Annotated in this window: 20 protein-coding genes; 12 read left to right on the top strand and 8 right to left on the bottom strand. The window is 67.8% G+C overall.

All coding sequences use genetic code 11. The annotated features are described in order from the left end of the window. The first annotated feature begins 51 nt into the window (after nt 1-51). Both MKK50_RS06310 and MKK50_RS06305 read left to right on the top strand, forming a co-directional pair. Nucleotides 52-1,653, top strand: a complete 1,602-nt coding sequence (locus MKK50_RS06310; protein WP_499021160.1) for a Na+/H+ antiporter — start codon at nt 52-54, stop codon at nt 1,651-1,653. Nucleotides 1,654-2,286: 633 nt separating this feature from the next. After that, on the top strand, nt 2,287-2,448 hold the full coding sequence (locus MKK50_RS06305; RefSeq protein WP_499021251.1) for a hypothetical protein: 162 nt from the start codon (nt 2,287-2,289) through the stop codon (nt 2,446-2,448). 58 nt (nt 2,449-2,506) lie between these two features. Here the strand turns inward: MKK50_RS06305 and gshB are convergent, their stop codons facing one another. Next, entirely contained in the window at nt 2,507-3,469 is a 963-nt protein-coding gene (gene gshB, locus MKK50_RS06300; RefSeq protein ID WP_253367104.1) for a glutathione synthase, read from the bottom strand. A 204-nt stretch (nt 3,470-3,673) separates the two neighbouring features. Continuing rightward, entirely contained in the window at nt 3,674-3,982 is a 309-nt protein-coding gene (locus MKK50_RS06295) for a hypothetical protein (protein WP_253367106.1), read from the bottom strand. A 463-nt stretch (nt 3,983-4,445) separates the two neighbouring features. On the opposite strand from MKK50_RS06295, the gene MKK50_RS06290 reads away from it, so the two are divergent. From MKK50_RS06290 to MKK50_RS06275, 4 genes are all read left to right on the top strand, one after another. Next, on the top strand, nt 4,446-4,697 hold the full coding sequence (locus tag MKK50_RS06290; RefSeq protein WP_499021158.1) for a hypothetical protein: 252 nt from the start codon (nt 4,446-4,448) through the stop codon (nt 4,695-4,697). After that, entirely contained in the window at nt 4,694-5,479 is a 786-nt protein-coding gene (locus MKK50_RS06285; RefSeq protein WP_499021157.1) for a hypothetical protein, read from the top strand. The genes MKK50_RS06290 and MKK50_RS06285 overlap by 4 nt, the downstream gene beginning before the upstream one ends. Before the next feature lie 61 nt (nt 5,480-5,540). Continuing rightward, a complete protein-coding gene (rnhA, locus tag MKK50_RS06280; protein WP_499021154.1) occupies nt 5,541-6,257 on the top strand; it encodes a ribonuclease HI in 717 nt (238 codons plus the stop codon). Between the two features lie 19 nt (nt 6,258-6,276). Continuing rightward, complete coding sequence (locus tag MKK50_RS06275; RefSeq protein WP_499021153.1) at nt 6,277-6,855, top strand: DNA-3-methyladenine glycosylase; 579 nt, start codon at nt 6,277-6,279, stop codon at nt 6,853-6,855. A gap of 4 nt (nt 6,856-6,859) precedes the next feature. On the opposite strand, the gene zapE is transcribed toward MKK50_RS06275, so the two are convergent. The 4 genes from zapE to MKK50_RS06255 form a co-directional block, all read right to left on the bottom strand. Continuing rightward, a complete protein-coding gene (gene zapE / locus MKK50_RS06270; RefSeq protein ID WP_499021152.1) occupies nt 6,860-8,074 on the bottom strand; it encodes a cell division protein ZapE in 1,215 nt (404 codons plus the stop codon). A gap of 168 nt (nt 8,075-8,242) precedes the next feature. Next, nucleotides 8,243-9,676, bottom strand: coding sequence for a TadE/TadG family type IV pilus assembly protein (locus MKK50_RS06265; RefSeq protein WP_499021151.1), 1,434 nt, complete (start codon nt 9,674-9,676; stop codon nt 8,243-8,245). Then, nucleotides 9,664-10,494, bottom strand: a complete 831-nt coding sequence (locus MKK50_RS06260) for a TadE/TadG family type IV pilus assembly protein (protein ID WP_499021149.1) — start codon at nt 10,492-10,494, stop codon at nt 9,664-9,666. Before MKK50_RS06260 ends, MKK50_RS06265 begins: the two co-directional genes overlap by 13 nt. Beyond that, nucleotides 10,494-11,045: a TadE/TadG family type IV pilus assembly protein gene (locus MKK50_RS06255; protein ID WP_499021147.1), complete on the bottom strand. Its 552-nt coding sequence runs from the start codon at nt 11,043-11,045 to the stop codon at nt 10,494-10,496. The genes MKK50_RS06260 and MKK50_RS06255 overlap by 1 nt, the downstream gene beginning before the upstream one ends. A gap of 374 nt (nt 11,046-11,419) precedes the next feature. Here MKK50_RS06255 and MKK50_RS06250 point away from each other — a divergent pair, with 374 nt between their 5' ends. Next, entirely contained in the window at nt 11,420-12,049 is a 630-nt protein-coding gene (locus MKK50_RS06250) for a GNAT family N-acetyltransferase (protein WP_499021146.1), read from the top strand. A 9-nt stretch (nt 12,050-12,058) separates the two neighbouring features. Here the strand turns inward: MKK50_RS06250 and MKK50_RS06245 are convergent, their stop codons facing one another. Beyond that, a complete protein-coding gene (locus MKK50_RS06245; RefSeq protein ID WP_253367119.1) occupies nt 12,059-12,523 on the bottom strand; it encodes a YcgN family cysteine cluster protein in 465 nt (154 codons plus the stop codon). 312 nt (nt 12,524-12,835) lie between these two features. On the opposite strand from MKK50_RS06245, the gene MKK50_RS06240 reads away from it, so the two are divergent. The 4 genes from MKK50_RS06240 to MKK50_RS06225 all read left to right on the top strand — a co-directional run bounded on the left by MKK50_RS06240 (nt 12,836) and on the right by MKK50_RS06225 (nt 17,408). After that, nucleotides 12,836-15,133: a transglycosylase domain-containing protein gene (locus MKK50_RS06240; RefSeq protein WP_253367122.1), complete on the top strand. Its 2,298-nt coding sequence runs from the start codon at nt 12,836-12,838 to the stop codon at nt 15,131-15,133. Between the two features lie 10 nt (nt 15,134-15,143). Then, nucleotides 15,144-15,863 (top strand): DUF1214 domain-containing protein, encoded by a 720-nt coding sequence (locus tag MKK50_RS06235; protein WP_499021144.1) that lies wholly within the window; start codon nt 15,144-15,146, stop codon nt 15,861-15,863. Beyond that, a complete protein-coding gene (locus MKK50_RS06230) occupies nt 15,860-16,465 on the top strand; it encodes a DUF1254 domain-containing protein (protein WP_499021143.1) in 606 nt (201 codons plus the stop codon). Before MKK50_RS06235 ends, MKK50_RS06230 begins: the two co-directional genes overlap by 4 nt. A 457-nt stretch (nt 16,466-16,922) precedes the next feature. Then, nucleotides 16,923-17,408 carry a MarR family winged helix-turn-helix transcriptional regulator gene (locus MKK50_RS06225; RefSeq protein WP_499021141.1) on the top strand — a complete coding sequence of 162 codons (486 nt, stop codon included), beginning with the start codon at nt 16,923-16,925 and terminating at the stop codon, nt 17,406-17,408. A 98-nt stretch (nt 17,409-17,506) separates the two neighbouring features. On the opposite strand, the gene MKK50_RS06220 is transcribed toward MKK50_RS06225, so the two are convergent. Further along, nucleotides 17,507-17,869, bottom strand: coding sequence for a c-type cytochrome (locus MKK50_RS06220; protein ID WP_253367130.1), 363 nt, complete (start codon nt 17,867-17,869; stop codon nt 17,507-17,509). A 313-nt stretch (nt 17,870-18,182) separates the two neighbouring features. Here MKK50_RS06220 and MKK50_RS06215 point away from each other — a divergent pair, with 313 nt between their 5' ends. Then, nucleotides 18,183-19,616 (top strand): FAD-linked oxidase C-terminal domain-containing protein, encoded by a 1,434-nt coding sequence (locus tag MKK50_RS06215; protein ID WP_499021138.1) that lies wholly within the window; start codon nt 18,183-18,185, stop codon nt 19,614-19,616. Nucleotides 19,617-19,666 lie beyond the last annotated feature (50 nt).

Raw genomic sequence — 19,666 nt, 5'->3', positions numbered from 1 at the left:
TTCCGTCGTCACCGTCATCGTCACGGCTGCGCGTCGGATCCACCCTTTTCCATGTTCGTGTTCCATTGGATCGTCGGCGTCCTGGTCGGCGCTGTTCTGCTCGCTGCCCTGGCGCGGCGCCTGCGCGCGCCCTATCCGGCCTTCCTGGCCCTGGGTGGCGTCGGCCTCGCCTTCGTGCCCGGCGTGCCGGGCCTCACGCTCGATCCGGAACTGGCGCTCGCCCTGTTCCTCGCGCCGGTGCTCATGGATGCCGGCTACAGCACGTCCCTGCGCGACCTCGTGCGCAACGCCCGCCCCATCGCCGGGCTCGCCATCGGCGCGGTGGCGGCGACGACCGCGGCGGTCGCGGCGGTCGCGCTGTGGCTCGTGCCGGACATGCCGCTTCCCGCCGCCATCGTGCTCGGGGCGATCGTGGCTCCGCCCGATGCCGTGGCGGCGCTGTCGGTGCTCAACCACGTCTCCCTGCCGCATCGTCTCGCCACGATCCTGCGCGGCGAAAGCCTCCTCAACGACGCCGCCTCGCTGCTGATCTACCGGCTCGGCGTGGCGGCGGCGATGACCGGCCATTTCGCCGTCGCCGAGGTGGCGCCGGCCTTCCTGATCGGCGTCGTCGGCAGCCTCGTGGCAGGGCCGCTCGCCGCGCTCGTCTACTTGCGGATCCTGCGCCGCGTCGATGAGCCGGCCAGCGTCATCGTGTTGCAGTTCGCGGCCGCCTTCGGCCTCTGGATCGCCGCCGAGGCGATGGAACTGTCCGGGGTGCTCACCGTGGTGAGCTTCGCGATCACCGTGGCCCGCCGCGCCCCCGGCCAGACCTCGCCGCGCCCGCGGGTGATCTCGAACGCGGTCTGGGAAACGGCGATCTTCGTACTCAACGTCCTCGCCTTCGTGCTGATCGGCGAGCAGATCGGGCCGATCCTGGCGCGGATGACGCCCGAGCAGGAATTCGCCTACGCCTCGGTTGCCGGAGCCGTGGTCGTCACCGTGATCCTCGTTCGCATCGCCTGGGTGCTGCCGGCGAGCGCCATCCGCCATGTCGGCTTCGGCGTAGCCTCCGATCAGCCGGACGATCACGGCCCGGCCCGCGATCTCGGCCTCGGCGCCGGCTTTGCCGTCTCGTGGTCGGGGATGCGCGGCCTCGTCACCATTGCCACGGCCTTGGCCCTGCCCGAGGGCGGACCCGAGGGCGGCGCGTTTCCCTATCGCGACCTGATCGTGCTCACGGCCTTCTGCGTGGTGATCGGTACGCTCGTGCTCCAGGGCTTGACCCTGCGCCCGATCCTGGGGTGGCTCGGGCTGGAGGATAGCGATCCTGTCGGCCGCGAGGTCGGCCGGGCACGGGCCGAGGCCTACGGCGCTGCGGTCGAGGCCCTGAAGGACGACCGCTCGGAAGCGGCGGATGCCCTGCGCCGCGAGTTCCATGCCGCGCTGGCCCAGGCCGAGGCGCATGAGGAGGGCCTCGCCCCGGAAGGGTTGCCGACCGACGAGCCCCGCCGCCGCGCGATCCACGCCGCCCGCGACCGTCTCCTGACCCTGCGCCGGAACGGCCGGATCGGCGACGACGCCTATCTCGTGCTGGAAGAGGAACTCGATTGGGCCGAGCTCAATGCGACGCCGCGAGGCGAGGCGAGGCGTAATGCACGGATCGACGCGTAAGGGCTCGGATGGCCTCACTTTTAAATTGCAAAAGAATGTCTGAATATTCTGTTGTTGCGATGATGATTTGGCATTATCAGTTAAATGAGTTTTCAATTTGCCAAAATACCCCGTTGTAGTGCCTTCGCAGGCGTTGCGCCGCCGAGCAAATATAATCTTGACGTGCGCTGCCTATCAGTGAATCGGCCTATCAGGTGTGTTTACAGTGTCGGCACGTGCGACATGTCCAGCAATCCTCAGCAGGGAACTGTGTATCGCCGTTGGAATGGCCGAGAGATCCTGGACGAATAAAGTGCCCATGCGTTAAGACGCATGGGTCAAAGGCGGCGATGACGGGGACGGCTGTCAGAAGCGCGCCGGGCAAACCTTTTGCCCCCACGACACGTAATGGCCTGCGCCACGCGGCGCGCCCGCGATCCATCATGTCTTCGCGCTGCCATCCGCTTCCGCGGGAGAGGCGGGAACAGGTCCGATGCCGAAATCGATGTTCGAACCGTCAGCCTCATGCCCGACTGCACGGCCGTCTGGGCAACTCCCGGCGGATTGTTTCCCCGTTTCCGGCCATGTCCTTGGGTCGAGGCCGTGCAGCGGCTGTGTCGCAGGCTGGGATATCGTCCGCTCGCTGGATCGCCCGTGCTGATGGTTGCGAGCACCGCTTGTCTTGTCGCGGGTGTCGGGCTGGCGGCTCAGGCGCACCGCTTCGGCGCGCGCGCGGCGCTGGCCGAAACCCTGGCCGGTTTCATGCTGATCCTCGGTCTGGCCCTGATCGGCTTGGGGCTGCCGGTGTTTCGGTAGGGGCTGATCGCGACGGGGAAGGGCCGGTTGTCCGAGACGCGCCCGTCTCGGATGGTCGTCAAGCGCCGATGGTGCGGCGGGCGGCGAGCCGGACTTCGATCGCATCCCAGACCGACACCGCGAGATCCGGGCCGCCGAGCCGCTTGATGGTGCGGATACCGGTGGGGGAGGTGACGTTGATTTCGGTGAGATGACCGTCGATCACGTCGATGCCGACGAGGATCAGGCCGCGGCGTCTCAGCTCCGGGCCGATGGTGGCACAGATCTCGCGCTCGCGCTCGGTCAGCTCGGAGGCGCCGGCCGCGCCGCCGCGGACCATGTTGGAGCGGATGTCGCCCTTGGCCGGCACGCGGTTGATCGCGCCCATCGGCTCGCCGTCCACGAGAATGATGCGCTTGTCGCCCTCGGTGATCTTTTCAAGGAAGCGCTGCACCACCCACTGCTCGCGGAAGGTGGCGGAGAACAGGTCGAACATCGAACCGAAGTTCGGATCCTCCTCCGAGACCCGAAACACCGCCGCGCCGCCATGCCCGTGCAGCGGCTTCATCGCGACCGTGCCGTGCTCCTTGCGGAACGCCTCGATCTCGGCGCGGTCGCGGGAGATCAGGGTCGGCGGCATCAATTCGGGGAAGTCGAGGACGAACAGCTTCTCCGGCGCGTTCCGCACCTCGGCCGGATCGTTGACTACCAGGGTGCGCCCGGCGACCTTCTCCAGCATGTGCGTGGCCGTGACATAGGCCATGTCGAAGGGCGGATCCTGGCGCATCAGCACCACATCGACCTCGGCGAGGTCGATGCGCTCCGGGGCGCCGAGGGTCGCGTGCGCGCCCTCGACATCCTGCACCGTCACGGGCTGGGCGTAGGCCGTCACGAGCCGGCCCTGCATCGAGAGCCGATCCGGCGTGTAGGTGTAGAGGCTGTGACCTCGCGCCTGCGCCTCCAGCATCAGGCCGAAGGTGGTGTCGCCCGCGATGCGGATCGACTGGATCGGGTCCATCTGGACCGCGACGGTCAACGCCATGCTCGTCCCCGAATTACTGCGCGCGGTCCGCCGAAACAGCGGGCGAAACGGCGGGCTCCCGGCGAGCCCGCCTCGTTCAGACCGCTCAGGTGTGCCCGCGCCCTAGAGCATCGTCCTGGATATCGGATCCAGGACGATGCTCTAGGCTTTTGTTTTTGCATCATCTTCTTCCGAAAGCCGGCAGCCGGCTTTCGGGATGATGCTCTAGCGCTGGCCGCGGGACTGCGAGGCGCCACCGCTGCGCCGGTCGTAGTCGCTGATGGCGGACTTGCACTCGGGCGAGAGGCGGGAGCGGTTGCGGGTCATGCAGGCGTCGGCATCCTGGCTGTTCGGATCGACGCCGGCACAGAGCCGGAAGTAGTCGTTGGCGCAGCCGAGTTGAAGCCCCTGGTCCTCGCGCTGGGCCTGGGCCGGGCTCGCCGCCAGCAGAGCCAGCAGAGCGAGAGGCGCCAGTCTCAGGGCCGCGGACACTCCGCGCGCCGGGCTGCCGAATCGTGTGAAGTCCGGACGCATCCTGCCTTGTCCTTCGCTCGATCAAAGTTGGGTTGGCTCCGCATATCGGGCATCCCCCCTCGTTAGCAAGCGCAGCACGCCACCGTTGCACCTGCCCTCGCACGCGTGGCTTGGACCTCCGGCGTCACCAAACAATCCACCCGACAAAGAAACGGCCCCGCAGCGCGATCGCGCGGGGCCGAAGTCAAGGGAGGAAACGCCCGCCATGGACAAAGACGACAGAGCAAGGACCGTGCCGTCCTTGAAGCGGGTCGCGCCGAGGTCACGCATCGCCGCGGACGGATACGGAATGCGGCGTGCGTTGAAACACTCCGTTAACCACGTCGTGCTGACGTTCGTTTGAGATCGCCCGGCCGGGGCGGGCCCGTCCCGCTCACGACGAGCCCCCGCTCCATGCTGCCTGCCCGCTCCGGGAGGCCGCAGGGCGGGAGCCGGCCGCCACACACATCGACGGGACAGGCCCATGACGCCCTCAACGATCGCCCCCTCCAAGACGCCTTCCTCACCGTCCCCTTCCGCTCATGCGGCGAAGCCGGGCCACCGGCAGAGCGTCGCGACCGGCTCCGTCGTGCCCTTCGCCCCCGCGACGACGCGCCGCTTCCGCCGCGAGGCGGACGATACGCCGCGCGGACAGATCCTGCTGTTCATGGGCGTGCGCTACGAGAGGATGCCGGAGGCGGAGGCTCTGCCGGTTCCGCGCCGCCGCCGCTCGTGACGCGCCCCGGTTCTCGATCCGCCGGTCTGCTTCTGACCCTGCTGCTGGGCGCCTGCGCGCAGGAGGGCAACTTCGGCCGTCCGGCGCCGAGCGCCTGGAACAGCCTGATCGAGACCACGGGGACGGTGGCCGCGCATGAACGCGGCGAGGCGTCTTCGGCCTTTCCGCTCACGGACGACGAAACGATCTTGCGCGACCGGGCATGGCGGTTCCTGATGCCCGCCGACGGCCATGCCGCCTTCCTGGACGCGCTCGCCAACCTGACCCGAGCCCGCGTGCTGCCGTCGCGTTGGCGGCGTGATGATATTCCCGCCTATCACAACGATTTGATCTCCGAGGCGTTTCGCTCTCCCTATTCCCGCTACCGCAGGTTGTCGGACGATGTAATCGCCGATGGCCGGTTGATCCCGATCTTCGCGGCCGTTGCCGGGCGTGTCTTCGACGCGGACGGGGTGCGCCTGCGCGCGCTGCCGTTCTCGAAGAGCCTCGACGATTGGGACGTGCGGCAGGCCGCGATGCGGGTCGCCGAGAACCGCTGCCTCGTGGCGTGGGTGCGCCTGGAAACATCCCTGCGCATCGCCCGCTATCGCTACGCGCTCGAGCATTTTCTGATCGAGATGCCCGGCCGCGAGGCGGCGTCGGCCGAGCAGGCGCTCGCCTTCCTCGAAGGGCGGCGTGGGCTCCTCGATCCGCTGCTGCCGCCGGACGCCGCTGCCCGATGCGGCCTCAGCGAGACGCCGGTGCACGCCTTATCGGCCGCGCCGGTCGTGGCCAAAGATTAGCCTCGGTGTATGAGCCCCGCTTCGGAAATGGCAGGAACGGGGCTGAAAGCGAATGGGACCGATGCGAACCATCGTCTATGCGGATGGCGGCTGCGACCCCAATCCCGGCCCCGGCGGCTGGGCGGCGGTGATCCAGGCCCCCTCCGGGACGATCGAGCTGTATGGTGGCGAGCGCGCCACCACCAACAACCGCATGGAACTGACCGCTGCGATCCGCGCCCTGGAGCATTTTCCCGAAGGCGCCGCGATCGAGATGCGCTGCGACAGCCAGTACGTGGTCAAGTCCGTCACCGAGTGGATGCGCGGCTGGAAGGCGCGGGGTTGGCGCACCGCCACGGGGCCGGTGAAGAACATCGACCTGATGCAGCGCCTCGATGCGCTGGCCGCGGCCCGCGACGTGCGCTGGACCTGGGTGCGCGGCCATGCCGGCGAGGCCGGCAACGAGCGCGCCGATCATCTCGCCACCCTCGGCCGGCGCGAAACCCTGAGCGGCAAGATTTCGGGTGGGAAGACTTCGGGTGGGAAGGCCTCGGGGGAGGAGGCTTCGGGTGAAGCCACACTTCCGCCGGCCGAGACGGTGCCGGCACCGGCCCCGCCTGTGCAAGCCAAGACGGTTCAGGTGGCGCTGAGCGCGGATCTGGCCAACGCTCTGTCGCGGGCGGCAGGTCGTGCCGGGATCACCCCTCAAGCCTATCTCGAAGATGCGGTGCGGCTGGCGCTGGAGCTCAAGCCGCCGGGCGTCGCCCGGGTTCGGGCCGAGTTGCAGAAGGCGTCCTGATCGGGCGGGCGCGGGCGCAATGAACCCGGCCTTCTTCGACCGCCCCGCCGCGACCGTCGCCGCCGCGCTGATCGGCTATCGCCTGTTCGTGGACGGCGTCGGCGGTCTCGTCGTCGAGACCGAGGCCTATGATCGGACCGATCCGGCCTCGCACAGCTTCAGTGGGCCGACGCGGCGCAACGCCAGCATGTTCGGGCCGCCGGGCCGCGCCTACGTCTACCGCTCCTACGGCCTGCACTGGTGCCTCAACCTCGTCTGCGAGACCGGCAGCGCCGTGCTGCTGCGCGCGCTCGAACCGACTGCCGGTCTGGAGACGATGCGCGCCCGCCGCGGGCTCGATGCGCCGCGCCTCCTCTGCGCCGGGCCGGGCCGGCTCGCCCAGGCGCTCGGCATCGACCTCTCGCATGATGGCCTGCCACTCGATCACGCGCCCTTCGCCTTTGAGCCGCCACAGGGGCCGGTGACGGTCGCGGCGACGACCCGCATCGGCATCAGCCGCGGCGTCGAGGCGCCCTGGCGCTTTCTCGTGCCCGGCTCGCCCTATCTCAGCCGGCCGCTGCCTCGGGTGAAGCCCGGCACCGGGCCGGCGGCAGGGTAGGGGATTAGGTCTCGGCCAGGCCCGCGCTCGACTCCGAAGGCGCCCGCCCATGCGGCGTGCCGAGATACTCCTCCGAGCGCATCTCGATGAGGCGGGAGGCGGTGCGCTCGAACTCGAAGGCCTCGCGGCCCTGTCCCGCGGTGTAGAGTTCGGTCGGTTCCGCCGCGGCCGAGGCGACGAGCTTCACATGTGCGTCGTAGAGGGTGTCGATCAGGGTGATGAAACGCTTGGCCTCGTTGCGCTCCGCCTCGCCCATTACCGGAATCCGTGAGACGATCAGGGTGTGGAAGCTGTCGGCGAGCGCCATGTAGTCGGAGGCGCCGAGCGGCATCCGGCACAGGTCGTCGAAGCCGAATCGGGCGACGCCGCCGGCCTCTTCCGGAACCGGCACCGCGCGGCCCTTCACCTTCACCGTGCTCGGCTGGCCCTTGGCACGCCCCGAGAGCGCCTTGAAGGCGGCGTCGAGCGCAGCATCGGCCGTCGCATCGGCCGGCACATGGTAGACCGAACTGCCGCCAAGTTTCTCCAAGCGGAAGTCGGTGCGGGAATCGAGGCGCAGCACCTCGACCCGCTGCTGCAACTCCGCCACGAACGGCAGGAACAGCGCGCGGTTGAGGCCCCCCTCGTAGAGCCGTTCGGGCTCGACGTTCGAGGTCGCCACCACCGTGACGCCGCGCTTGAACAGGGCCCCGAACAGGCGGCCCAGGATCATCGCGTCGGCGATGTCGGTCACCGTGAACTCGTCGAAGCAAAGCAGCGTCGCCTCCGCCGCCAGCGCCTCGGCCACCGGCGGGATCGGGTCGTCGCCCTTCACCTCGCCCCGTTTCAGGGCCTGACGGTGGGCGTGGATGCGCTCGTGCGCGTCGGAGAGGAAGCCGTGGAAGTGAACCCGGCGCTTCGGGCCCGGCGCGGCCTCGTGGAACAGGTCCATCAGCATGGTCTTGCCGCGGCCGACCGAGCCCCAGATGTAGAGCCCCTTGGGCGGCCCGGCATCGTCGTCCTTGCGGCCGAACAGCCAGCCCAGTGCGCTGCCCTTCTTCGCCCGCCGTCGCCTCTCCAGGTTCTGTGCCAGCCGGTCGAGAGCCTGGACGAGGCGGATCTGCGACGGATCGCGCTCGATCGCGCCCGAGGCCACGAGGGCGTCGTAGCGCTCGCGGACCGCTCCAGGCGGGACCGCGCCGGCGCGGGCATGGTCTGAGGGGGCGTGACTATCGGGCATCCCGGCCGGTCGTTCGCGTGAGGGACATCTCCTTCGGCGCGTGAACCCGCGGAGGAGACGAGACGGTTGGCGCGCCATCGCTCTGCCGCGCCGCGGCAGAGCGATCAAGCCGTCGCGGTCCTTCCCGGCGAACATCCGCCCCGCATCGACATGCGGGCGTACGCCGCTTCACTCGGTGATGCGGGCGACCTTTAGCGCTTGGTCGAACATCGCTCCGAGGGCGGCGGTGATGTCGCTCGCGCTGTTGGCGGTGAAAAACAATCCCGGCGAGGCGCATTCCCGGAGAGGATCCGAAAGCGTCGGGCTGAAGCCGTTGACCCGACTGTTCTCCCAGACGATGTAGCTATGGTTTGTATAATTCTTGACGGGATTGTACGGGATGTACAGGATCGAAATCGTCGCGCCCGCTTTCTTCAGATCCGTGCATTTGGATGCGTCGATCTGGGCGGGCTGCGATCCGTCCCATTCGGCGTAGCGGTAGCCCGTGAACTTCGATGGGCTGCCGGGATATGTCTTCTTGTCTTTCCAAGATGAATAAGTCTGGCTGTTCTGCATGCCGTCCGTGATCAGGAATACGAACGGCTTCGGATTGTCAGTGCTGGATCCGTTGCCAAACTTCTGAATCGTCGATTTCATCTGCGGCAAGGCCGTCTCGAAATGCGTGCCTCCGCTGCCGGTGCCGGTGGTCGGATCGTTGTTGGTGTAAAGCTGCGTCGATCCAGTATCGAGCAGTTTGGTGAAGGCCAGCGGCCAGGTCTTGTCGCACTCGGCCGCCGTTCTCAGCGAAGCGAGAGAAGTGGTGGTATCGCTCAGTTGAGCGAGAGTCGCGAGCCGGTTGACGAACGGATAAAGACCGATCCGATACTGGTTCGGTACGATCGGCGTCGAGGCGCGGCTGAGAAGTGCGCAGACGGCATTGTTCACTGCGTCGGACCGCAGCTGGATCTTTCCCGCTGCCAGGTTCCAGCCCTTCATGTTGGGGAAGTGGCAAGCGAACTGGCAATTGCCTTCCGCTTCGACGCTCTGACTGGCAAGCTTCGCCGCATCGCTATCGGTCGTCGGCAGGCCCATGGAGCCCGACACGTCGACCATGAGGTAGAAGTCGGAATAGCCCGCCAGGTCGGCCGAAGCGGACACCGTGTTGGTCACCAGCGACGTCGAGAGCCCGAAGAGCTTTCCGAAGGTGTTTTGAACCGTGGCCGTGTAAGCCACCTTCGCGGTGAGTGTCTGCCCGACCCGCGTCACGTCGAGCGATGTCAGCGAGACCGTCGCGAAAGGGACCTTGCCGGTGTTGATGTTGAAGGCTTTCGTGGCTTGGTTCCGCCCCGCGGTGAGGCCGGCCGTCGTCACATCGCTCTGCTTCGCGTTGGCGGCGATGTATTCCTTGGCCGTCACCACGCCCGCCAGCGCGGCGGCGTCCGCCGCGTTGTCGAGCCGCGACTTGCTGCTGATCGCCATACCGTAATCGACGCCGAGGCCGATGAGGCCGATCGTCGGAAGCACCGCAAGGGCGAACATGACGTTGATGCTGCCGCCGCGGTCCGAAGCCAGGGCCATCGCCCGGCCCTTGAGCCGGCCCGCGCGGGTCATTAGCCGGTACATCTGGTTGCGATCCCGTCGTTATTGGTCGTGTCGTAGGTCACCAGGGAAGCGTAGCGCGGCTGCACGTAGGCCGACCGAGCGATCCGAATGGCGGGAACGATTCCCGAGCCGAAGGTCGGTTCGAAGTCGAACACCACATCGATCGCCACCAGGGATCCGGGCCCGAAGGAGGATCGCGGCAGGGTCGTCCGGTTCGGCGATGCGTCGTCGTCGGCCGGCAGTTGCGCCGTGCCGCACGGTCGGTAGTTGTCACCGCCCGGCTGGGCGGTGCCGGTGCTCGTCCAAACCACCCTGGCCTCGTAGCAGCCGCTCAGGTCGCCGCTGGTGTCGGTTTTGCTCGCGCACGCTGCGTTTTTCGCCGCGAACTGAATGGCGGCGTAGTTGATCGAGATGGTCTGCCACCATGCGAGGTCGCGTCGCTTGGCGTCCTTCATCACGTAGGGAAACAGGACGAGCGTCGCGTCGTAGCTGAAGTGCAGGTCGGCGGCGTTGACCTGGGCGATATTCGTGTTCTTCGGCGGTGTTGCCTGCGAGATCATCTGGCTGATCGAGTGCGCAACGAGTTCGACCTTGCGCGTCGCGTTGACGAAGGCGACCACCTGCGCCCCGGCGAACAGGATCAGCAGCAGAGTTGGCAGGATCAGCGCGAATTCGATCGCGGCCATGGCCTCGTCCGCCGCGCGGAAGCGCCGGACCCGCGCGCCGAGACCGTGGAAGGCTGCCATGAGGCGGGTTGCACCCGGATCGCCGCCGTGGCGGCCCGTAACGGAGTCCGGCGAGGTCGCAGGTGCGGGCATGCGGGGAGGAGCGGCCGCCATCAATACTGCTCGTTGCGAAAGGCTGCGGACGAGATCGCGAGGTAGGCGGGCTTGCCGTTGAAGGTGGCGCCGCCGCTCAGCCAGGATGAGATCTGCGGAGGTAGAAAGGTGATCGGATAGATGACCTGCAGATACTGATAATCGCCTCGACTTCCCAGGCCGAATTGTCCCGTCCCGGCGGCGAGATTGGGCACGATCACACCAGTCTGGTCCTTGTTCACGAAAGCGTAGTATCCGCTTGGCTGAGCCGCTTTCGGCACGACGTAGAGATTAACGATGACATTGTCGCAGGAGAACGCGGCAGACAGGTATCCGCAAACGCTATCCTTGAAGCCCGCCAGGGTCGCGGCCTTGGATTGCGTCTGAAGATCGCCGATCAGGATCTTACGCGACGCCCGTGCGGTTGCGTTGTCGAGCGCTTGATTCATGTAGAAGACCAGCGCTGATCCCAAGACGAAGAGAAGTGTCAGGATGAAGGCTGTTCCGACGAGGGCGAACTCGACCGCTGTCGATCCCTCTTCGTTGCTGATGTAATTTCGGTGCCGCCGCATGGAGGCAGTCTAGCTCTAGGGATTTAAGTAACTGATAACACGATGCTCCAAATCTCGGCTTTTGCTTGAAGGCCCTCCGGCGCATCCGGTGTGGATCCGGCTTCGGCGCGTGGAGAGCCAAGGGCTTGGCTGCCTCCCTCGCATCCCACGAGTGGAAGCCGCGTCCGCCGGGCCGTGCCTCGATACGCCTCTGCCCCCATGCGGATCGTGGCGATCGAGCAGACCAGCCATGCGGAGGCGGGCGGTGATCCGGTATTTTGCTGCATTGCAGCATGACGCGTTCCGTACCAGATTCGTCCGGTCCGCGCCGTGAGAGGGAGGCAGCGCGGGTGAACCGCCGATCCGGCGCACCGCAAGAGTTTTTCGCGTACCCGATGCCCCTCTCGATAGCGTTGCCCGATCCTTCCTTGTGCCGCGTGGTCGGCGCAGGCCGCGACGAACCCATTTTTCGCCGTCTCTGGCCGAGTGACCGGCCGGCGGTGCGGGCCTTCTTCCTGCGCCTCGATCCCGAGACCCGCGCGAGCCGCTTCATGGCTGCGGTCAACGACCGAATGGCCGCGTCCTACGCCGAGCGGGCTACCGTCATGTCCGGTCTGGTCATCGGCGGCTTCGTGGGCGGTGAATTGCGGGCGGTGGGCGAGCTGCGCCCGTTCGGGGCCGGGCAGGCCGGAGGCCGGTCTGCGGAGGTCGCCCTCACGGTCGAGCGGGGCTTCCGGCGGGCGGGCCTCGGTTCGATGATGCTGCGGCGTCTCGCCGAGGCCGGCCGCAATCGCGGCATCGCCGAGCTGCGCCTGCGCTGCCTGTCCCACAACGTTGCGATGCGCCGGCTCGTCACGGGCCTCGGTGCCGAGATGCGCCTCCATGACGGCGAGAGCGAAGGGGCGATCCCTCTCGCGCGGGCAACGCCGCTCTCGCTCTGGCGGGAGGGCATCGAGACGGCTCTCGATTTCAATCTCGCGGTGGCGGCTCTGCCCCTACGGCCGCTTTTGCCGCGTGCAGCCTGAATCTCCCGTTCAGGCGGCTTCGTCCGGCCACGCGACGATGCGCTCGACCAGCTCGTCCTCGGCAAACTCCTCCTCGTTGCCGGCGACGCGCCCGCGCACCGAGATGCCGGCATCGTGGACGCTGGCCCGGCGGCCGGTCTTCAACGGGTGCCACGCGGGCAGGTCGCGGCCCTCCCGCACGAGGCGGTAGGCGCAGGTCGGCGGCAGCCAGGGGATCGTGCGCACCGCTTCCGGCGTCAGCTGCACGCAATCCGGCACGCGCTTGGCGCGGTGGCGGTAGTCGCGGCAGCGGCAGGTATGGGTGTCGAGCAGCGTGCAGCCGACATCGGTGTGGTGGATCTCGCCGGTGTCGTCATCCTCGAGCTTGAGCAGGCAGCAGCGGCCGCACCCGTCGCACAGGCTCTCCCACTCCGTCGGGCTCATCGCCTCGAGCGTCTTCACGCGCCAGAACGGCCCTTCGCTGCGCTCGGCCATATCAGGCGCCTCGCTCGCTTTCGATCGTATCGTTTCGGGACAAGACGCCCCTCCTGCCGCATGCCGCCGCCGGGAGCAAGCAGGACCGGAGGATCCGCCATCCGCCCGCCGGATTCGGCTGCCAGAGAGCTTTTAAGGTTAACGCGCGGTCAGCGGCCCGCCGGGGGGGCGGTGGCCCGCCGTTCGCGTTCCTTAACGGAAGCGAAAGCTCGCGGGCCGGCGCGTGTCCTGATACAGAACGTATCGGATACCGTTGCCGAGGCCCTCGCTCTACGCCGACCCGGACAACGTCGAAAGAAACCGGAAGCCGCCTTGCGCCTGCCCAGCCTCAAATCGCTGACGACGCGGATCAGCCGCGCGGCCCTGGCCTTCGATGCCTGGGTCAATGCGAGCCTGTACGAGGGCGGCCATTCCACGACGGAAGCCTACGAGCGCTTCCAGGCGCGGATGCAGGTCTTCTCGGTCCGCGGCTGGAAGCGCTACGCCCTCGACCTCACCAGCGAGGGGGTCACCATCGGGACGGCGGGCGCCATGCTGCTGCTGTTCCTGGCCCAGCCTGCCTTCAACCTCACCAGCGATAACTGGCTGAAGGCCCAGGATCTCGCCGTCACCTTCCTCGACCGCTACGGCACCGAGGTCGGGCGCCGCGGCATCAAGCACGACGACTCCTTGAAGTTCGACGACTTTCCCGAACTGATGATCAAGGCGCTGCTCTCGACCGAGGATCGGCGCTTCTACGAGCACTGGGGCATCGATCCGATCGGCACCGCCCGCGCGCTCGTCTCGAACTCGTCGGGCAAGGGCAACGTGCAGGGCGGTTCGACCCTGACGCAGCAACTCGCCAAGAACCTGTTCCTGACCAACGAGCGCTCGCTGGAGCGCAAGGTCAACGAGGCGTTCCTCGCCTTCTGGCTCGAAGCGCACCTGACCAAGAACCAGATCCTAAAGCTCTATCTCGACCGCGCCTATATGGGCGGCGGCACCTTCGGCGCGGTGGCGGCGGCGGATTACTATTTCGGCAAGCGCCTGCAGGACATCACCCTGGCAGAAGCCGCGATGCTCGCCGGCCTGTTCAAGGCGCCGACCAAATACTCGCCCAACGTCAACCTGCCCGCCGCACGCGGCCGGGCGGTGGACGTGCTGCACAACATGGTGGAGGCGGGCTTCGTCACCGAGGGGCAGATCCAGACGGCGTTGCGCAACCCTGCGACCCCGGTGACCCGCACCAAGGACATCACCGCCGATTACTATCTCGATTGGGCCTTCAACGAGGTGAAGCGGATGGCCGATGCGGGCAAGCTCCGCAACGACCGCGTGCTCACGGTGAAGACACCGCTCGACCTCTCGATCCAACGCTCCGCCGATCAGGCGGTCGAGAACATGCTGCGGCGGCTGGGCGACCAGTACGACGTGGACGAGGCGGGCGTGGTGATCCTCGATCCCGACGGCGCCTTGCGTGCCATGGTCGGCGGCGCCGATTACGGCGAGAGCCAGTTCAACCGCGCCACCGATGCGCTGCGCCAGCCGGGCTCCTCGTTCAAGCCCTACGTCTACGCCGCGGCGCTGGCCTCGGGCCTGTTCAAGCCGGACACGGCGGTGGTGGATTCGCCGGTCTGCGTCGGCAACTGGTGCCCGCAAAACTACGGCCGCTCCTATTCCGGGCGTCAGCCGATGTGGCTCGCGGTGGCCAAATCGGTCAACACGATCCCGATCAAGGTCACCACGGCCATCGGCAAGGGGCTCGGCATCACCCACGACTGGAAGGCGGCGAAGGCCGGCCGCGAGAAGATCATTCAGCTTGCGAAAGCGATGGGCGTGACGACGCCGCTCACCGACACGCCATCGCTGCCGATCGGCGCCACCGAGGTCACGGTGATGGATCAGGCGGCAGGCTTTGCGGTCTTCGCCAACGGCGGCAAGGTCGCCAAGCCCTACGTCGCCAGCGAGGTGCGCAATTCCAGCGGCGAGGTGATCTACCGCCACGCCGACGAGAAGCCGGTGCAGGTGCTCTCGTCGCAGGTGACGGCGGACATGAACTACATGCTCAACAAGGTCGTCGAGGAGGGGACCGCGCGAAAGGCCCAGATCGAGGGCGTGAAGGTCGCGGGCAAGACCGGCACCACCAACGGCTACCGCGACGCGTGGTTCGTCGGCTACACCGGCAACTATGTCGGCGCCGTCTGGTACGGTAACGACGACCACAGCCCGACCAACAAGATGACCGGCGGTTCGCTCCCCGCGATGACCTGGCACGAGATCATGGCCCCTGCCCATCAGGGCATCGAATTGAAGCCGATGCCCGGCCTGAACGATCGCAGGAGCGCGCCGCAGGCCGCCCAGGCGCAGGCCGACGGCGCGGCGGCCGCCGCCAGCACCGGCGGCCGGCTCTCGCGCCGCTCCTTCGAGGTGCTGTCGGGCCTCAACGGACTGTTCCGCAACGTCGAGACCAGCCGCTCCGCCGCCAAAAGCGAAGTCGGCAAGGGCGAAATCGGCAAAACCGATCCGGCGCGCTCCGGCGCCGTCGCCCCCGACCGGATGCGGGCGCCCGGCCTCGTGCCCGTCGATGTCGCCGAGGGCGCCCGCGCCTCCGGCGGCTTCGGGACGCCCTGAGGCCGACCCCATGGCCCTGTCGAGTGGAGTCGGCCCGGCGGCCGGAACATCCCTGCGTGAGGAGGCGCGCCAGGATTCCTCCAAGCGCCTGCCAACGCGGCTCCCCAAGCGCCTGGGCCGCCTCGCGCGGGGTGCCGCCTCGCGCAGTTCGCGCGTCGGGCTGTTCGTCTACGCGCTCACCCTCGGCGGGCTTCTGGGCCTCGCCAGTGCCGACTACGCCACCAGCGGCGGCTATCCCTTCGGCGGGACGGCGATCGGGAGTTGGACGGCGTGGCCGCGGGCGGGCTCGCTCGATTCCGACCCCTATGCCCGCGCCGTCAACGCCCGGCGCGGCGACATCCCTCTCGCGGTCGGGGAGGGCATGCTGCTGACCGCCGCCAGCGACGATGCGGGGCGGACACTGGACGCCGCCTGCAGCTATCGCCTCGCGGGTGTGACGCCCCCGGCCCGCGCCTGGACCCTGACCGTTTCCGGTCGTGGCGCTCCGGCGCCGGGACAGGAGCCAGTACGGACGGGTTTTACCTCGACCGAGATCCTGCGTGAGACCGACGGCCGCTTCGCGATCCTGCTGAGCCCCGAGGTCCAACCCGGCAACTGGCTGCCGATGCCGCGGCCGAGGGGGCCTGTGCGGCTGGCGCTGCGCCTTTACGACACGCCGGTCGCCGCGAGTGTCGGTTCGCTCGACCGGGACACCCTGCCGGCGATCGAGCGCATGGGGTGCGGTTCATGAGCCGCGGCGCCTTCTGGCTCGCTACCGCCTGCGGCCTCGTCATCGCCGGCATCGTCCACATCGCCACGGTGCTGGCGATCCCGCGCTTCTCGGAGGGCGACGCCTTCACCCGCGCCCGGGCGAGCGAGACCCTCGACCACCCCTTGCGCATCCACGGCCTTGCGGGCGTGCCCGCAGCGAACGGCGAATGGCTGCCCAATCCCGATCCGGCGGTCTCGGTCGGCGTGTGCTCCTACGACCTCGACGACGGGCCGATGCGGGTCTCAGCCCAGGCCGGCTCGCTGATGCTGTCGGTCTCGATGCACGGCCGCCGGGGCGCCTTCTACGCCGTGACCGATCAGGCGGCGGTGCGCGGTGGGCTCGACCTCGTGGTGATGACCCGCGCCCAGTACGACGAGGCACTGGCCAACGACGTGGCCGGCGAGGTGACGCGCGACGTGCGCATCGTCGCCCCCGCCCGGCGCGGCTTCGCGGTGGTGCGTGTGATCGCCGCGCTGCCGAGCGAGCGCGCCGTGGCCGACGCGGCGGTGCAGGCGGTGTCCTGCACCATCGACAGCCCGGCCGAGCCGACGGGGGAGGAGTCGGGGAAGGGCAAGAGTTGAGCGGCTCAAGGCCGCGCTGCTGCGAGCGCCGCCCCAGCCGCCCGTTCAGCCGATCCCGCTTTCTCTGGGACGCGTCTGCGATCCTTTCTTCGAGAGACGAGGGGATTATTTTCGCCGCCGCGGCTTTCGGGAGCGCGGCGTTCATGCGGATGGCCGCGAAAGCCATGCGCGTGGTTCGATTGTACCCACGATGATTTTTCTTTAGGGTCCGCGTCTTAGGTCTGTCGCAGGGATTCCACCACGCGGTTGCCGTTGGCCGGGACGCATGACGCGCGAGAGGGTAGAAGCCCACAGGGCTGCTGCTTTTTCACGCAGCGATCTCATCCGATGGCCGCAGCGGGTCGCGGACAGCCACTTGATTCGCGGAGGCGGCTCGCCGTCCCCATATCCGTCGGTGCCGAACCCGGTTGCGGGTCCGAAACGCCAGTGCGCCGTGAGCGCGCCGAGGAAGAGTGTCATGAGTCAAACGGGCCGCGATGACCCGCAATCCCTGGACAGCCAACTCTGCTTTGCGGTCTACGCGGCGGCACATGCCTTCGGTCGCGCCTATCGCAGCCTCTTGGCCCATCACGAGCTGACCTACCCGCAATATCTCGTGCTGCTGGTGCTGTGGGAGGAGGAGGGGCTCTCGGTCAAGGAGATCGGCAGCCGTCTTTTCCTCGATTCCGGCACGCTCACGCCGCTTCTCAAGCGCCTGGAGGCCTCGGGCCATGTCCGCCGCGCCCGCGACCGGCCGGACGAGCGCCAGGTCAGCATCTTCCTCACCGAGAAGGGGCGCGGGCTTAAGGGCAAGATGGACTGCCTGCCGCACACGGTGGGCGGCATGACCGGGATGACCCTCGACGAGCGGCGCGCACTCCTCGACAACCTCGCCCTGATGCGCGACGAGCTTCATGCCCGTGCCGGCAGCACCGAATTGCCGGCCGCGAACGCGTCTCGCTGACGCGCCCTTGGGTTCGATCGCAGCTCCGAAATGAGAAAAGCCGCCCCGAGGGGCGGCTTTCCTTTTTGGTCCGATCGGATCCCGGAGGCGCGAGGGCCTCAGGACTTCGTCTTGAGGTAGGCGATGATGTCGTCGACCTTCTTCGGATCCTTGACGCCGGGGAAGACCATCTTGGTGCCGGGCACCTTCTTCTTCGGGTCGGCGAGCCACTCCTTGAGGTTGGCCTCGTCCCAGGTGATGCCGGACTTCTTCAGCGCATCGGAGAAGGCGTAGCCGTCGGCACCCTCACCGGCCTTCATGCCGACCACACCCTTCAGGGTCGGGCCGACGCCGTTCTTCTCGAAATTGTGGCAGGCCTTGCACGGCGCGAACGCCTTTTCGCCGGCGGCGGCATCGCCCTCGGCATGGGCGGCGACAGGCAACAGCAGCGCGAGGGCGGCGCCGAGGATGAGATGACGCATCGTTGTTTTCCTCCTAGGAACGGCCGAAGCCGGCCTGCTTATGGCAGAGCTTTTAGCCTTAGAACAGATATAGACTATGCCGGGCACGCGTCCAGCCGAGGCCGCTTCACGAAGACGCTTCCGATCCTTTCGGTGGCTGCATGGGTCGGCCGGAACCGCCGTGCGTCTCGGGAGACTTTCCGCTAGAATGTGGGTCCGACATCGTCCGGGCGAACCTGAACTGCGGCGGCTGAAGCAGGGCTGAAGGCCCGCACGCCCCTGTGGATCGCCGGAACGAAGACGACTAAACAAATCTCTGGAGGAGATGCCGGCCATGTCGATCGCCTTCCCCGCGCCGGACGCGGATGTTGTCGCCCGTCGCGAGGCGATCATCGAGGGGCTTTCCGCGCTGGTGGCGCCGGAGGCTCTGGTGACGACGGAGGACGAGCGCCGCGCCTTCGAGACCGACGGGCTCACCGCCTACCGCAAGATGCCGCTCGCCGTGGTGCTGCCCTCGACGACGCGGGAGGTCTCGGCCGTGATGGCATTCTGCCACGCCAACGGCGTCCGGGTGGTGCCGCGCGGCGCCGGCACGTCGCTGGCCGGTGGTGCCATCGCTCAGGAGGATGCGATCATCATCGGGGTGGGCAAGATGACGCGCATCCTCGATCTCGATTTTTCCAACCGCACCGCGCGGGTCGAGGCCGGTATCACCAACCTCGCGATCTCGGGAGCCGTGGCGCACGAGGGCTTCTTCTACGCCCCCGATCCCTCGAGCCAGCTCGCCTGCACCATCGCCGGCAACATCGCCATGAATTCCGGCGGTGCGCACTGCCTGAAATACGGCGTGACCACGAACAACCTCATGGGCGTGACGCTCGTGACCAACGACGGCACCGTGGTCGAACTCGGCGGCGAGCACCTCGATTCCGGCGGCTATGACCTGCTTGGCCTGATCTGCGGCTCGGAGGGCCAACTCGGCATCGTCACCGAGGCGACTGTGCGCATCCTGCGGGCCGCGGAAGGCGCGCGCCCGGCGCTGGTCGGCTTCTCCTCGGTCGAGGATGCCGGCGCCTGCACCGCGGCGATCATCGCGGCGGGCATCATCCCCGTCGCGATCGAGTACATGGACCGCGAGGCGATCCTCATCACCGACGACTTCGCCAAGGCCGGCTACCCGCGCGACGCCGCCGCAATGCTCATCATCGAGGTCGAGGGCTCGGACGAGGAATGCTCGGACATGCTGGCGCGCATCGAGGCGATCGCCGCAGAGTTCAACCCGACCAGCATCCGCGTCTCGAAATCGGAGGCCGAGTCCGCCGCGATCTGGAAGGGCCGCAAATCCGCTTTCGGCGCCACGGGGCGCATCTCCGACTACATCTGCATGGACGGCACGATCCCGACGGGCCAGCTCGGCCACGTGCTGGAGCGGATCGAGGCGATCTGCGCCGAGCAGGGCCTTCGCGTCGCCAACGTGTTCCATGCCGGCGATGGCAACCTGCACCCGCTGATCCTGTTCGATATCAACAAGCCCGGCGAGTTGCAGAAGGCGGAGGCCGCGGGTGACGCGATCCTCAAGCTCTGCGTCGAGGTCGGCGGCTGCCTCACCGGCGAGCACGGCGTCGGCATCGAGAAGCGCGAACTGATGCGCTTCCAGTACACGCAGGAGGATCTCGAACAGCAGATGCGCGTGCGCAACGTGTTCGATCCGGCTTGGCTGATGAACCCGGCCAAGGTGTTCCCGCTCGAGGGCCGGATCGCGGCCTGAGCGGCAAGCGGAACGGATGCGGTCGCGGCCGGTTGGCGTCTCACCCCGTT

Origin of the sequence: Methylobacterium sp. J-043, assembly GCF_022829505.1 — a bacterium.
GTDB classification, from domain to species: domain Bacteria; phylum Pseudomonadota; class Alphaproteobacteria; order Rhizobiales; family Beijerinckiaceae; genus Methylobacterium; species Methylobacterium extorquens_A.
Note: the sequence above shows the minus strand (reverse complement) of the source record. Positions and strands in the feature narration are given on the sequence as shown.